Origin of the sequence: Streptomyces sp. NPDC001868 (genome assembly GCF_040297125.1) — a bacterium.
In the GTDB taxonomy this organism is placed as follows: domain Bacteria; phylum Actinomycetota; class Actinomycetes; order Streptomycetales; family Streptomycetaceae; genus Streptomyces.
The window spans coordinates 84475-97982 of record NZ_JBEOYO010000016.1 but is presented as its reverse complement, the minus strand read 5'-3'; the positions used below and the strand labels follow the sequence as shown (position 1 = coordinate 97982).

Genomic DNA, 13508 nt, shown 5'->3' with positions numbered 1-13508 from the left:
AGCTCATGTGCAGCTCATGTTCGGAGGAACGTCGTGATCAAACGCCATCCCGGAATCGTGGATGTCAGCGAGGTCGAGCCCAACACCCGGCGCGGCGGCGATCTGCGCGCCATGCTCACCCCCACCACCGTCGGCTCCACCAGCGGTTTCATGGGCGTCGCCATCGTGCCGCCCGGCGACCGCATCGCCGAGCACTACCACCCGTACTCCGAGGAGTTCATCTACGTCGTCTGCGGCCAACTGGAGGTCGACCTGGACGGTGAGCCCCACGAGCTGCGGCCCGAGCAGGGGCTCCTGATCCCCGCCCATATGCGGCACCGCTTCCGCAACGTCGGCAAGGTCGAGGCCCGGATGGTCTTCCACCTCGGCCCGCTGGCCCCGAGCCCGCCGCTCGGCCATGTCGACACCGAGGACGCGAACGGCGTACCGATCCCGGTGGAGGCCGAGCACGCCGGTGCGGGGCAGGCGGCCGGACGACCTCAGGTCCGCTCATGACCAGGCGCGTGGCGGTCACCGGCATAGGCATCGTCGCCCCGGGCGGCATCGGTGTCCCGGCGTTCTGGGACCTCCTGGCCGACGGTCGTACGGCGACACGCGGCATCACGTTCTTCGACCCGTCCGGGCTGCGTTCGCGGATCGCCGCCGAGTGCGACTTCGACCCGGCGGCCCACGGACTGGACGCGGAGCAGGTCGCCCGCTGCGACCGGTACATCCAGTTCGCCCTGGTGGCCGGCGAGGAGGCGATACGGGACTCCGGTCTCGACCTCGCCGCCGAGAACCCCTGGCGGGTCGGGGTCTCGCTCGGCACCGCGGTCGGCGGCACCACCCGGCTGGAGCACGACTACGTGCTGGTCAGCCATGGCGGGCAGCGCTGGGACGTGGACCACCGGGAGGCCGGGCCGCATCTGCACCGGGCGTTCGCGCCCAGCACCCTCGCCTCGACGGTGGCGGAACGCTTCGAGGCGCGCGGGCCGGTACAGACCGTCTCCACCGGCTGCACCTCGGGCCTCGACGCCGTCGGGTACGCCTTCCACACCATCGAGGAGGGCCGGGCCGACATCTGCATAGCGGGCGCGTCGGACTCGCCGATCTCCCCGATCACCATGGCCTGCTTCGACGCCATCAAGGCCACCTCCCCCAACAACGACGACCCGGCCCACGCCTCCCGCCCCTTCGACGCCGACCGCAACGGTTTCGTCATGGGCGAGGGCGGCGCCGTACTCGTCCTGGAGGAGCTGGACCACGCACGGGCCCGCGGCGCCCATGTGTACTGCGAGATCAGCGGCTACGCCACCTTCGGCAACGCCTACCACATGACCGGTCTGACCACCGAGGGCCTGGAGATGGCCCGGGCCATCGAGGACGCCCTCGACCACGCCCGGATCGACCGCACGGCCGTCGACTACGTCAACGCGCACGGCTCGGGCACCAAGCAGAACGACCGGCACGAGACGGCGGCCGTGAAGCGGACGCTCGGCGCGCACGCCTACGACACGCCCATGAGTTCCATCAAGTCCATGGTGGGCCACTCGCTGGGCGCGATCGGCGCCATCGAGGTCGTCGCCTGTGCGCTGGCGCTGGCCCATCAGGTCGTCCCGCCCACCGCGAACTACGAGACCCCGGACCCCGAGTGCGACCTGGACTACGTCCCGCGCGTCGCCCGTGAGCGGCGGCTGAACAACGTGCTCTCCGTGGGCAGCGGGTTCGGCGGGTTCCAGTCCGCGGTGGTCCTGAACCTGCCGAGGGAGAAGACACGATGACCTCGACAACGACAAGCGACCGGCGTCCCCGTCGCGCGGCCGTCACCGGCATCGGCGTGGTCGCGCCCAACGGAACGAGCACCGAGACGTTCTGGAAGTCCACCCGGGAGGGCATCAGCGTCCTGGACCGGGTCACCCGCGAGGGCTGCGAGCATCTGCCGCTCAAGGTGGCCGGGGAGGTCCGGAACTTCGACCCGCCGTCGGCGGTCGAGGAGCGCTATCTCGTCCAGACCGACCGGTTCACGCACTTCGCGATGGCCGCCGCCGACCAGGCGCTCGACGACGCCCGCCTCGACCGGCCCGAGACCGACGCGGCGCCGTTCTCCGTGGGCGTGGTCACCGCGGCCGGCTCCGGCGGCGGCGAGTTCGGGCAGCGGGAGCTGCAGCAGCTCTGGTCCAAAGGCAGCCGCTTCGTGGGCCCGTACCAGTCCATCGCCTGGTTCTACGCGGCGAGCACCGGCCAGATCTCCATCCGCCGGGGCTTCAAGGGCCCCTGCGGGGTGATCGCCTCCGACGAGGCGGGCGGCCTGGACGCCCTGGCGCACGCGGCACGGGCCGTGCGGCGCGGTACGGACGTGATGGTGGCCGGCGCGACCGAGGCACCGCTCGCGCCGTACTCGGTGGTCTGCCAGCTCGGCTACGAGGAGCTGAGCGCCATCGACGACCCGGAGCGCGCCTACCGCCCGTTCACCTCGGCGGCCTGCGGTTTCGTGCCCGCCGAGGGCGGCGCCATGCTCGTCGTCGAGGCCGAGGACACGGCCCGGAGGCGGGGTGCGCCCGTACGGGCGGTCCTGGCGGGCCACGCGGCGACGTTCACCGGCGCCTCCCGCTGGGAGGAGTCCCGGGCGGGGCTGGCCGAGGCGATCCGGGTCGCCCTGGACGAGGCGGGCTGCGCCCCCGAGGAGATCGACGTGGTCTTCGCGGACGCCCTGGGCACCCCGGCGGCGGACCGCGCCGAGGCGCTGGCCCTCGTCGACGCCCTCGGCCCGCACGGCACCCGCGTCCCCGTCACCGCGCCGAAGACCGCCGTCGGCCGGGGCAACGGCGCGGCGGCCGTCCTGGACGTCGCCGCGGCCGTACTCGCGATGGAGCACGGCGTGATCCCGCCCACCCCCAACGTCTACGACGTCTGCCACGACCTCGACCTCGTCACCACCCGCGCCCGCGCCGCCGAGCCGCGCACGGCACTGGTCCTCAGCCGGGGACTCATGGGGTCGAACTCGGCGCTGGTGCTCCGGCTCGGCACCGGCGACACCACCTCCTGACCACCCCCGCACCACGCCCCCCGCACACCGATCCACACAGCCAAGGAGAGAAATCGTATGAGCGACCGCATCACCGTGGAAGAACTGTCCGAGCTGATGAAGAAGGCCGCCGGGGTCACCGTCACCCCGGAGGAGCTCCAGCAGCGCCTCGAGTCCGGCTTCGACGTCATCGGCATCGACTCGCTCGGTCTGCTCGGCATCGTGGGCGAGCTGGAGAACCGGTACGGCACCCCGATGCCGCCGGACGCGGAGAAGAGCAAGAGTCCCCGGCAGTTCCTCGAACAGGTCAACAGCGCGCTTCTGGCGGGTGCCTGAGATGGCCGGGCACACGCAGAACGAGATCGTCATCGCCGCGCCGCTCGACCTGGTCTGGGACATGACCAACGACGTGGCGAACTGGCCCCGGCTGTTCAGCGAGTACGCCACCGCCGAGATCCTCTCCCAGGAGGGGAACAGGGTGACGTTCCGGCTGACCATGCACCCCGACGAGAACGGCAAGGTGTGGAGCTGGGTCTCGGAGCGGGAGACGGACCGCGACACGCTCACCGTGGAGGCCCGCCGCGTCGAGACCGGGCCCTTCGCCTACATGAACATCCTGTGGGAGTACGAGAAGGTCCCCACCGGCACCCGGATGGCCTGGACGCAGGACTTCGCGATGAAGCCGGACGCGCCGGTCGACGACGACTGGATGACGGACAACATCAACCGGAACTCCAAGGTCCAGATGGCCCTGATCCGGGACCGTATCGAGAAGGCCGCCGCCGAACAGGGTGCGGCGCCGGGCCTGACCGACTGAGCGCCGACCGACAGAGCCGGACGGAGAACACCGTATGCACCAGACCCTGATCGTCGCCCGGATGGCCCCGGGCGCCGGGCCGGACATCGCCAGGATCTTCGAGGAGTCGGACCGGGGGGAGCTGCCCCACCTCATCGGGGTCTCCCGGCGCAGCCTCTTCCAGTTCGGCGATGTGTACCTGCACCTCATCGAGGCCGAGCGCGACCCCGGTCCCGCCATCGCCGCGGCGGCCGGGCATCCCGAGTTCCGGGACATCAGCGACCGGCTGACGGCCCATGTCAGCGCGTACGACCCCGCCACCTGGCGGTCCCCGAAGGACGCGATGGCGCAGCGCTTCTACCTCTGGGAGCGCGACCCGGCCGGCTGACCCCGGCCACGGCCGACCGGCCGCCGGGCCCGCGATGGCGGGGGCCCGGCGGCCGGTTCTTTCGTGGTTCGCTTCCTGCGGGGTTCGGTTCTTACGGGTGGTTCCTACGGGTGGTTCTTACGTGGTTCGGTTCCGTCGTGCTTCGGCCGTCGTGCCGGTGTTCAGCCGGGCACGTGGCAGTCGAACGCGTGCAGATAGGCGTTGACCGGCCGTACGTCGTCGATGACCAGCCCCGCCGCCGTCAGCCGGGCGGTCATGCTCTCGGTGGTGTGCTTGGCCCCTCCGACGTTGAGGAGCAGCAGCAGGTCCATGGCGGTGCTGAAGCGCATCGAGGGACTGTCGTCGACGAGGTTCTCGATGACCACGACCCGGGTGCCGGGGCCGCCCGCCCCGATGACGTTGCGCAGCAGCCGGGCGGTGCTGTCGTCGTCCCACTCCAGGATGTTCTTGATGACGTAGGTGTCGGCCCGGACCGGGACGGCCTCGCGGCAGTCGCCGGGGACGACGGTCGTCCGGTCCGCGAGCGCGCCGCCCGGCCGCAGCCGGGGGTCGGCGTTCTCCACCACGCGCGGCAGGTCGAGCAGGGTGCCGCGCAGCGCCGGATGCTTCTCCAGCAGGCTCGCCACCACATGCCCCTGTCCCCCGCCGATGTCGGCGACGGACGCGCTCCCCGACAGGTCGAGGAACTCGGCGACGTCCCGCGCGGACTGCGTGCTGGAGGTCGTCATGGCCCGGTTGAAGACGTCGGCCGACTCCGGGGCGTCCTCGTTGAGATAGACGAAGAACTCCTTGCCGTACAGGTCCCGGACGACGTCGCGGCCGGAGCGCACCGCCTCGTCCAGCTTGGGCCAGGCGTCCCAGGTCCACGGTTCGGTGCACCACAGGGCGATGGCGCGCAGGCTGTGCGGGTCGTCCTCGCGCAGCAGCCGGGACATGTCGGTGTGCGCGAACGTCCCGTCCGGGCGCTCGGTGAAGACGCCGTGGCAGGACAGGGCCCGCAACAGCCGTCGCAGCGGCTTCGGTTCGGCCTTCACCGCCGCCGCGAGGTCCTCCACGGACAGCGGGGTGTCGCCGAGGGCGTCGGCGACCCCCAGCCGGGCCGCCGCGCGCAGGGCGGCGGCGACGGCCGCCCCGAACACGAGTTCCCTGAACCGCATGGGGGGCGGCGGGGCCGGTGAGGTGTGGACGGCCGGTGCGGTCGGAGCGGTGGGTGCCGTCTCCGTGGTCTGAGCGGTCGTCATGTGACGCCTTCCTTCTGGGAGTTCATGAGCGACCTCGGCCGGTCAGCACAGCCCCGCGGGCTTGGACGCCGCGCAGGTGTTGCCCGTGAAGGTGTTGCCCTTGCCTGCGGTGTCCGTGTTGACGATGTCCGCCGGGGAGTTGTTCTCCAGCACGTTGTCGGTGATCCGGTTCCGCTCGCTGGTGGTGCCCACGAAGCTCTTCCACACGACGATGCCGCCCGACAGCGGGGAGGTGCCGGCGTTCTCCATGATCCGGTTGCGGGTCACCAGGGTGTCCTCGGCGCCGGTCAGCACGATGCCGGTGCCCTGCAGCGCGTCCAGCCGCGCGGTCTTCGGGCAGGACTTGTTGTTGCGGTCGATGAGGTTGTCGCGCACGGTCAGGGCGCCGGCCCTCGGCATGTTCTCGTCGCCGACGACGAAGACGCCCGCGCAGTTGCCGGTGAGGTGGTTGTCCGCGACGGTGAGGTTGCGCAGACGCCGGACGGTGAGACCGATCCGGTTGCCCTCCAGGCGGTTGTGGGCGACGACGGTGCCGCCGCTGTCGATGGCGCCCTGCTCGGCCTTGATCGTGTTGGCGAGGAACAGACCGGCGTCGCCGTTGTCCCGGGCGGTGTTCTTGCGGAACACCCCGCGCACCGAACGCTCCTGGGCGATGCCCCACACACCGTTCTTCACCGCGGTCACATGCCGCACGGTCAGCCTGTCGGTGTCCAGGGCGTACACCCCGGACCCGGCGAAGCCGGTGACGGTCAGGGCGGCGACGGTGACGTCCTCGACCTTGCGGTCCTTGGTCCCGATCACACAGATCCCGTTGCCGCTGTCCGCGCAGCCGTCGGCGGCCTTCTCGCCGGGCGCCGGTGCCGGCTTCTCGGCGGCCTGGGCGGGCTTCTCCGCGGCCGGCGCGGGCTTCGCGGCCGGTTCCACGACGGTGCCGCGGCCCATGCCGCGCAGGGTGATCCCGGGTGTGCTCACCCGGACGCTCTCGCGGTACGTGCCGGACGCCACGAGCACCGTGTCGCCCGGTGCGGCGGCGTCCACCGCCCGCTGGATCGACTCTCCCGGAAAGACCACATGGGTCCGCTGGTCGGCGACAGCCTGCGGGGCGGCCCCGAGCCCCGCCCCGATGACCGCCGCGATACACGCCACATGGGCAATATGCCATTTCGTCATATTCCGCAAGGTATGACCAGATGCTCCCGGAACCGCCCGATAGTCCATCCGACGGCGTGTCCCGGGCCGCCCCCTCCCCGCCGCTCAGGTTTCGAGACGGCGGTGGTCCTCCTCGTCCCACGCCCGGGTGTCGCGCGGCTCGACGTACGGCTCCTCGTCCGGCGGATGACCGCCCTCGACGGCACGTCGACGCGCCAGTTCGGCGTCGAACTCCAGGCCGAGCAGGATCGCCAGGTTCGTGATCCACAGCCAGACCAGGAAGATGATCACGCCGGCGATGGCGCCGTACGTCTTGTTGTACGAGCCGAAGTTCGCCACGTAGAACGCGAACCCGGCCGAGGCGACCATCCAGAGCAGCAGGGCGAGGAAGCTGCCCGGTGTGATCCAGCGGAAGCCGCGGACCTTCGCGTTCGGGGTGGCCCAGTAGAGGACGGCGATCATGATGGTGACCAGGAGGATCAGCACGGGCCACTTGGCGATCGACCAGACGGTGAGCGCGGTGTCGCCGACCCCGAGCGCGGTGCCCACCTCCCGGGCGAGACCGCCGGTGAACACCACGATCAGCGCGCTGATCACGGCCATGACCATCAGCAGTACCGTCACACCGACCCGGACCGGCAGGACCTTCCACACGGGACGGCCCTCGGGCATGTCGTACACCGCGTTCGCGCTCCTGATGAACGCCGCGACATAGCCGGAGGCCGACCACACCGCGAGCGCCAGACCCACGATCGCCATGACCGAGCCGAGCCCGGCGTTGCCCTGCATCTGCTCGACGGCGTTGGTGAGGACATCCCGCGCCGCGCCGGGGGCGAGCTGCTGGATGTTGTCCAGCACCTGCTGCGTCGCCGACTGCCCGGCGATCCCCAGCAGGGACACGAGGGCCAGCAGCGCCGGGAACAGGGCCAGGATGCCGTAGTAGGTCAGCGCCGCCGCCCGGTCGGTCAGCTCGTCCTTCTTGAACTCCTTCAGAGTGCCTTTCAGCACCGAGCGCCAGGAGGCGCCGGACAGATCCGTCGGACTGTCCGGCGCCTGTCGCTCCACCTGCTCGTCCGGCCCCGCGTGACCCGTGCGCCCGGCCTCTCCGGTGCGCTCGGCCCGTCCCGTGCGCTCGGTGTGCTCGGCGTGCCTTCCGTGCTTCTTCAGCGTCCGCATCATGCCGTGCGGGTATCCGACCGGGCGCGGCTTATACCCGCAATACCGACATATTGGTCAGCGCGGGGGTGCCGGGCGGTCGTAGACGTTGTCCGGGGTGACGATCTCCGTGATCGCGCGGGCCAGCAGCGAGGACGGCTCCTGGCCCTCGTGGGTGATGTCGGTGTTGAGCAGGAGCACCAGGGTGGCCTTCCGCGCCGGCAGGTAGACGGTCACGCTCTGGTAGCCCGGGATGGAGCCGTTGTGCCCGATCCAGCCGCCGGAGTCGAAGATGCCGAGGCCGTAGCTGGTGCCCGGGAAGCCGGTCGGCAGCATCGTGAGCCGCTCCCGCTGGGTCTCCCGGGTGAGCAGGGTCCCGGTGGCGACGATCCTGGCCCAGCGGCGCAGATCGTGCAGGTCCGAGATCATCGCCCCGGCAGCCCAGGCCCAGCTGGGGTTCCAGTCCGTGGCGTCCTCGATCTCGCCGCTCAGCGTCTGGTCGGTGTAGCCGTGCGCGTGCGACTCGGGGAACTCGCGGCCCTCGGGGAACAGGGTGTGGCGCAGCCGGGCCGGGCGGAGCACCCGCTCGTGGATGACGTCGGCGAGAGGCCGGCCGCTGACCTTCTCGATCACCAGACCGAGCAGGATGAGGTTGGTGTTGGAGTACTGGAACTCTTCACCCGGCGGGAACGTGTTCGGATGCCGGAAGCCGTAGGCGAGCAGTTCGCGCGGTGTGAAGAAGCGGCTCGGGTCGCTGAGCAGGGCCTGTGTGAAGTCCGGGTCGGCGCTGTACGGGAACAGGCCGCTGCGCATCTCCGCGAGGTGACGCAGCGTGATCCTGCCGCCGTTCGGCACTCCGCGGACATAGCGGGAGATCGGGTCGTCGAGCCGGATCCGGCGGTCGTCGACGAGCCGGAGCAGCGCGGTGACCGTGAAGGTCTTGGTCTCACTGCCGATCCGCATGTACTGGTCGGTGGCCATCGGCCGGCGGGTGGCGGTGTCGGCGACCCCGGTCGCGCGGACGCCACCAGCAGCGCCGCGGCGAACAGCCGGCGGGAGCGGGTGCGTCGTACAGGGGGTCGCACGGGGAGCCGTACGGGAAATCGCGCAGGTAGTGGCACGGGGAGTCGCCTCTTCCAGGTCGGGGGCAGGAGGCGCCCACGTCACCATCCGGGCCCCGGGCCGGGAGTCCCGTCGGGTGCGCCCGGGAGCGAGTCCACTCGTTCGGCGCCAAGCGCGCCTTCTCCATTTCATCGGCCATGCACCGCGGTTCGCTCCTCGCGAAAATCCCCGCCGATCGCTATTCTCCCGAATGCCCAAAATCAGGCGTCGACCCTCTTGTACCGGTCGGAAAAGCGGATCCCGAATGAACAGGATTCAGAATCAGAATGCGAACCGATTATGATTCGGTAGATCAGAGTCTCGACGGGCCCCAGCCGTACGAGACGCAGCCCATCTGGCTCCCCGGCCCGCGGGCCTCGTCGGGCGTCTGGGACCCCAACGACGAGCTGATCCACATGCCCCACATGGCCTACACGGCACACAGCGTGGAGCCCGTCCCGCCCCTGCCGGACCTCCGCGACAGCCCGCGCCGCCCGGGCAACCGACGGCGGCCCCGCCCGGGGGCCCACATCTTCTCCGGAAATCCGAGAATCTTCCCTGTCGTGCTCCTGGTCACGACAATCGCCCTGTGCGCACTGACGATGCTTTATTGGTCCGTCTCTTATTCGTACATTCAGCTTCGCGGCATCGCGCTGCTGGTGGTGTCGGAGCATTTGGCGCGTTGGTGGCCGCTGACTGTGTACGGGCCGTGGCTGCTGGCGGGGCTGTCCATCCTGCGGGCATCCGTCCAGCACCGGACCGCCCGGCGTTCCTGGGCCGTGATGCTGCTCTCCTCCGGCACGGCGGTGGCCCTGTGCATCGGCCAGTCGGCGAGTTCGCTGCTGGCCATGGTGATCGTCGGGATTCCGCCGATCACCGCCCTCGTCTGTTTCCGTGAACTCGTCGGCCAGTTCTCGTCCGGACACGGCCCCCGGCACGCCGCCGACACCCTCGGCGGGCCGAAGCAGGGCAGGCCGTAGGTCATCCGGGGGGTGATCCCGGGGGTCGTCCCGGGGGCCGGAGGTTCATCCGAGGGCCTGCTCCGTCCAGATCGTCTTGCCCGTGGGGGTGGGGCGGGTGCCCCAGCGCTGGGTCAGCTGGGCGATCAGGAGCAGGCCCCGGCCGCCTTCGTCGTAGGTGCGGGCGCGGCGCATGTGAGGTGCCGTGCTGCTGGCGTCGGAGACCTCGCAGATCAGGCTTCTGTCGTGGATGAGTCGCAGTTGGACGGGCGGCTCGGCGTGCCGGATGGCGTTGGTGACCAGCTCGCTGACGACCAGTTCGGTGACGAAGGCCGCGTCATTCAGGCCCCAGCTCTCCAGCCGGCAGAGGGCGTTCTTACGGGCCTCGGCGACGGCGGAGGGGTCGGGCTCCACGTCGAAGGTGGCGACCCGGTCGGGGTCGAGCGCGCGGGGGCGGGCGATGAGCAGGGCCACGTCGTCGGTGGGCCGCTCCGGCAGTACGGCGCCCAGGACCCGGTCGCACAGCGTCTCCAGGGAGGCGGTGGGGGCGGCGAGGGCCTGACGCAGCCGGGTGATCCCGTCGTCGAGGTCGCCACCGGGGCCGTCGCCGTGGCCATGGCCGTCGATGCCACCGCCGTCACCGCGCCCGCCGTCACCGCGCCCGCCGTCACCGCGCCCGCCGTCACCGCGTCCGCCGTCAGCGCGCCCGCCGTCAGCGCGCCCGCCGTCAGCGCGCCCGCCATCACCGCTCCCGCCGTCATCGCGTCCCGCGTCACCGCGTCCACCGGCCCGGGATTCGATCAGGCCGTCGGTGTAGAGGGCGAGCAGGCCGCCCTCCGGCAGTTCGGTCTCCCGTGACTCGAAGGGCAGTCCGCCCAGGCCCAGCGGGGGCCCCGCCGGAAGGTCGAGCAGTTCGGCGGCGCCGTCCGGGCCCACCACGACCGGCAGCGGATGCCCCGCCCGGGCGAGCGTGCACCGGCGCGTGACGGGGTCGTACACGGCGTACAGACAGGTCGCCCCGACCACGCCCCCGGTGGCGTCCCCCGCGCCCGCCCCTCCCCCGGCGGACCGCTCCGCGCCCTCCGCCTCCGTGGCCAGGCGTGCCACGAGGTCGTCGAGGTGGGTGAGGAGTTCGTCGGGCGGCAGGTCGATGTCGGCGAGGGTACGGACGGCGGTCCGCAGCCGGCCCATCGTCGCGGAGGCGTGGATGCCGTGGCCCACGACATCCCCGACGACCAGCGCCACCCGGGCCCCGGACAGCGGGATCACGTCGAACCAGTCACCGCCCACCCCGGCGCGGGCACCGGCCGGGAGATAGCGGGAGGCGACCTCGACCGCGCTCTGCTCGGGCAGGCTCTGCGGCAGCAGGCTGCGCTGCAGGGTGACGGCCGTACCGCGTTCACGCGTGTAGCGCAGCGCGTTGTCGATGCTGACCGCCGCCCGGGCCGCCAGTTCCTCGGCCAGGACGAGGTCGTCCTGCTGGAAGGGGTCGGGGTGCCGGTGGCGGGCGAAGACGGCGACGCCCAGGGTGGTCCCGCGTGCCGTCAGGGGCACGGTCATCGCCGAGTGGAACCCGAAGTCGCGGATACGGGAGGTCCGGAGCGGGTCCTGGGCCACCCAGTCGGCGATCGCGGGCTCGGTCACCTGGTAGAGCACGGCGCGGCCCGAGCGCAGACTCTCCACCGGCGGCGAGCCGTCCGGGTACTCGTCCACCTCGCCCGGTGCGACGACCGCCTCCGGGCTCCCCGGCAGCACGGACTGGTGGGCGATGCGCCGCAGCGCGAGGGCGCGCCCGGCGGCCGGGGCGTGCGGGGGCGGCTCGTGGACGTCGTCGAGGGACGCCAGCAGGTCGACGCTGATGAAGTCGGCGAGGTCCGGGACCGCGATGTCCGCCAGTTCCTGCGCGGTCCGGGTCACGTCGAGGGTGCTGCCGATGCGCCGGCCGGCCTCGGCGATCAGCTGGAGGCGTTTGCGGGCCCAGTACTGCTCCGTCATGTCGTGCCCGGTGGAGGCCACGCCGAGGACACGGCCGTCGTCGTCCTCCAGCCGGTAGAGGTGCACCGACCAGGCGTGCTCGCGGCTCTCACCGGGGGCGCGCGCGTGGTTCTCCAGGTACTGCGGCTCGCCGGTCTCCAGGGCCCGGCGCATCAGCCGCTCGACCTCCCCGCCGGCGGGGTCGTCCAGCGCCTCCGTCATCCGCAGCCCGCGCAGGTCGTCGTCGCTCAGGCCCAGGGCACCCCGTGAGCCCCGGTTGGACCGGCGGAAGCGCAGATCCTTGTCGTGCACCGAGGTCGCGCAGCTCGGGGAGTCGAGGAAACCGCGCAGCGCGAGCGCGTCGTCGCCGGGGCGGGGCCGGGTCCCCGTCAGGGCGGAGACCAGGAACCAGTCCCGGGTCCCGCAGTACGACGTGCGGTGATGCGCCAGGACCTTGACCTCCCGGCGGCGGCCGTCCCGGTGCCGCAGGACGAGGGTGCCCTGCCACCTCGGCAGACCGGAGAACGACGGGAGGGCGGCCGCCGGGGGCTCCTCGGCGAGCAGGGAGGCGGCCGGCCGGCCCAGGATCTGCGTCGGCGTGTATCCGAGCAGGTGCTCGGCGCCGGCGCTCCAGCCGGTCACGGTGCCGTGTTCGTCGACGGTGGCCCGCGCGGTCAGCGCCTCACCGGCCGCGTCCGGGCCCGGGCCCGGGCCCGCTCCCGGATCGTCGACGACATGCCGCACCATGGCCGCTCATCTCACTCTCGCCCGCGTTCTCGCCCCAGGTCTCCCTCGCCCCTCCCACTACCTTCGATATGTCCCTCTGCACCCTTTTCACACTATTTCGCGACCACGATCTGGGCATCGGCGAGCGGTTGCGGGGGTTCGTTCGTCGGGTGCGGGTCCGGTGGGGGCTGGTCGCGCAGTTCCCCGCGCCCCTGAAAAGCACGGGCTACGCCCTGTGCTTTTCAGGCCCGCAAGGGCCTGAAGCTTTTAGGGGCGCGGGGAACTGCGCGACCAGCCCCCACTCACCCGCACCCGACAACGCACCCCACCGCGGTCACCCCGCCCGCTTCGCCCGCACCAGCCCGTACGCCAGCAGGTTGAGGTCGGCGACGGCCGCCGCGTGGGTCAGATGGCCGGCGGTGAGCGCTTCGAGGCCGCCCTGGTCGACGGTGCCCTGGCAGAGGTCGATGAGGGCCGCTGTCTCCAGCCCCGCCGACGCCCCCGGTCCGCGTCGCCGGAACATTTTCGCTCGTGGTGTCCGATGTCTCACACCGAAGACGATGAGCCTGTGCTACCTTGCCATGAAGTGGCAGTTTTGGTTACCAGAGGCTTCTGAGTGCTCTTCGACCTTCCGTCGACGAGCACTCTTTGTTGTTTCCGGGGCTTTCCGGGACTTTTCAGATCTTCCCGTCGGGTCGAACCGTGCTGCGACACCGGGTCCGCAAAGTGTGGACTCCGGGCACTGCATCAAGGGAGTTTCAGCATGGCATCCGGCACCGTGAAGTGGTTCAACTCGGAAAAGGGCTTCGGCTTCATCGAGCAGGAGGGTGGCGGCCCCGACGTCTTCGCCCACTACTCGAACATCGCCACCTCCGGCTTCCGTGAGCTTCAGGAAGGCCAGAAGGTGACCTTCGACGTCACGCAGGGCCAGAAGGGCCCCCAGGCCGAGAACATCGTTCCCGCCTGACTCTGACGCGTACGCATGAGCCGGGGCCCGCGCCCGAAGGGTGCGGGC

The 13508-nt window shown here is 71.3% G+C and carries 13 protein-coding genes and 1 pseudogene; 8 read left to right on the top strand and 6 right to left on the bottom strand.

What is annotated here, in order from left to right; translation table 11 throughout:
- Nucleotides 1-33 precede the first annotated feature (33 nt).
- Genes ABT147_RS20465 through ABT147_RS20440 form a run of 6 tightly spaced genes read left to right on the top strand, consistent with a single transcriptional unit; the run spans nt 34 to nt 4188 of the window.
- Complete coding sequence (locus ABT147_RS20465; protein WP_351408031.1) at nt 34-495, top strand: cupin domain-containing protein; 462 nt, start codon at nt 34-36, stop codon at nt 493-495.
- A complete protein-coding gene (locus ABT147_RS20460; protein WP_351408029.1) occupies nt 492-1760 on the top strand; it encodes a beta-ketoacyl-[acyl-carrier-protein] synthase family protein in 1269 nt (422 codons plus the stop codon). Before ABT147_RS20465 ends, ABT147_RS20460 begins: the two co-directional genes overlap by 4 nt.
- On the top strand, nt 1757-3025 hold the full coding sequence (locus ABT147_RS20455) for a beta-ketoacyl synthase N-terminal-like domain-containing protein (RefSeq protein WP_351408027.1): 1269 nt from the start codon (nt 1757-1759) through the stop codon (nt 3023-3025). The genes ABT147_RS20460 and ABT147_RS20455 overlap by 4 nt, the downstream gene beginning before the upstream one ends.
- 57 nt (nt 3026-3082) lie before the next feature.
- Entirely contained in the window at nt 3083-3340 is a 258-nt protein-coding gene (locus tag ABT147_RS20450; RefSeq protein ID WP_351408024.1) for a phosphopantetheine-binding protein, read from the top strand.
- 1 nt (nt 3341) lies between these two features.
- The gene (locus ABT147_RS20445; protein WP_351408022.1) at nt 3342-3821 is read left to right on the top strand and encodes an SRPBCC family protein; all 480 of its coding nucleotides are present in this window, start codon (nt 3342-3344) and stop codon (nt 3819-3821) included.
- A gap of 34 nt (nt 3822-3855) precedes the next feature.
- A complete protein-coding gene (locus tag ABT147_RS20440) occupies nt 3856-4188 on the top strand; it encodes a TcmI family type II polyketide cyclase (protein WP_351408020.1) in 333 nt (110 codons plus the stop codon).
- A gap of 161 nt (nt 4189-4349) precedes the next feature.
- On the opposite strand, the gene ABT147_RS20435 is transcribed toward ABT147_RS20440, so the two are convergent.
- The 4 genes and pseudogenes from ABT147_RS20435 to ABT147_RS20420 all read right to left on the bottom strand — a co-directional run.
- Entirely contained in the window at nt 4350-5429 is a 1080-nt protein-coding gene (locus ABT147_RS20435; RefSeq protein ID WP_502983122.1) for a methyltransferase, read from the bottom strand.
- Between the two features lie 42 nt (nt 5430-5471).
- A complete protein-coding gene (locus ABT147_RS20430) occupies nt 5472-6599 on the bottom strand; it encodes a right-handed parallel beta-helix repeat-containing protein (protein WP_351408018.1) in 1128 nt (375 codons plus the stop codon).
- An 84-nt stretch (nt 6600-6683) separates the two neighbouring features.
- Nucleotides 6684-7757, bottom strand: a complete 1074-nt coding sequence (locus ABT147_RS20425; RefSeq protein ID WP_351408015.1) for a YihY/virulence factor BrkB family protein — start codon at nt 7755-7757, stop codon at nt 6684-6686.
- 54 nt (nt 7758-7811) lie between these two features.
- Nucleotides 7812-8756 (bottom strand): annotated as a pseudogene (locus ABT147_RS20420) (serine hydrolase domain-containing protein); the annotation flags it as partial.
- Nucleotides 8757-9121: 365 nt separating this feature from the next.
- On the opposite strand from ABT147_RS20420, the gene ABT147_RS20415 reads away from it, so the two are divergent.
- A complete protein-coding gene (locus ABT147_RS20415) occupies nt 9122-9814 on the top strand; it encodes a DUF2637 domain-containing protein (protein ID WP_351408013.1) in 693 nt (230 codons plus the stop codon).
- A gap of 45 nt (nt 9815-9859) precedes the next feature.
- Here the strand turns inward: ABT147_RS20415 and ABT147_RS20410 are convergent, their stop codons facing one another.
- Both ABT147_RS20410 and ABT147_RS20405 read right to left on the bottom strand, forming a co-directional pair.
- Nucleotides 9860-12514: a SpoIIE family protein phosphatase gene (locus tag ABT147_RS20410; protein WP_351408010.1), complete on the bottom strand. Its 2655-nt coding sequence runs from the start codon at nt 12512-12514 to the stop codon at nt 9860-9862.
- Between the two features lie 313 nt (nt 12515-12827).
- Nucleotides 12828-13016, bottom strand: coding sequence for a hypothetical protein (locus tag ABT147_RS20405; protein WP_351408008.1), 189 nt, complete (start codon nt 13014-13016; stop codon nt 12828-12830).
- Nucleotides 13017-13256: 240 nt separating this feature from the next.
- On the opposite strand from ABT147_RS20405, the gene ABT147_RS20400 reads away from it, so the two are divergent.
- Nucleotides 13257-13460, top strand: coding sequence for a cold-shock protein (locus ABT147_RS20400; protein ID WP_005483357.1), 204 nt, complete (start codon nt 13257-13259; stop codon nt 13458-13460).
- Nucleotides 13461-13508: the final 48 nt, after the last annotated feature.

What these genes read in the sequence shown, in the direction of transcription:
- ABT147_RS20460 (WP_351408029.1), top strand. Translation starts at nt 492, where the DNA reads ATGACCAGGCGCGTGGCGGTCACCGGCATAGGCATCGTCGCCCCGGGC.
- ABT147_RS20455 (WP_351408027.1), top strand. Translation starts at nt 1,757, where the DNA reads ATGACCTCGACAACGACAAGCGACCGGCGTCCCCGTCGCGCGGCCGTC.
- ABT147_RS20450 (WP_351408024.1), top strand. Translation starts at nt 3,083, where the DNA reads ATGAGCGACCGCATCACCGTGGAAGAACTGTCCGAGCTGATGAAGAAG.
- ABT147_RS20445 (WP_351408022.1), top strand. Translation starts at nt 3,342, where the DNA reads ATGGCCGGGCACACGCAGAACGAGATCGTCATCGCCGCGCCGCTCGAC.
- ABT147_RS20440 (WP_351408020.1), top strand. Translation starts at nt 3,856, where the DNA reads ATGCACCAGACCCTGATCGTCGCCCGGATGGCCCCGGGCGCCGGGCCG.
- ABT147_RS20435 (WP_502983122.1), bottom strand. Translation starts at nt 5,429, where the DNA reads ATGACGACCGCTCAGACCACGGAGACGGCACCCACCGCTCCGACCGCA.
- ABT147_RS20430 (WP_351408018.1), bottom strand. Translation starts at nt 6,599, where the DNA reads ATGACGAAATGGCATATTGCCCATGTGGCGTGTATCGCGGCGGTCATC.
- ABT147_RS20425 (WP_351408015.1), bottom strand. Translation starts at nt 7,757, where the DNA reads ATGATGCGGACGCTGAAGAAGCACGGAAGGCACGCCGAGCACACCGAG.
- ABT147_RS20415 (WP_351408013.1), top strand. Translation starts at nt 9,122, where the DNA reads ATGCGAACCGATTATGATTCGGTAGATCAGAGTCTCGACGGGCCCCAG.
- ABT147_RS20410 (WP_351408010.1), bottom strand. Translation starts at nt 12,514, where the DNA reads ATGGTGCGGCATGTCGTCGACGATCCGGGAGCGGGCCCGGGCCCGGGC.
- ABT147_RS20405 (WP_351408008.1), bottom strand. Translation starts at nt 13,016, where the DNA reads ATGTTCCGGCGACGCGGACCGGGGGCGTCGGCGGGGCTGGAGACAGCG.
- ABT147_RS20400 (WP_005483357.1), top strand. Translation starts at nt 13,257, where the DNA reads ATGGCATCCGGCACCGTGAAGTGGTTCAACTCGGAAAAGGGCTTCGGC.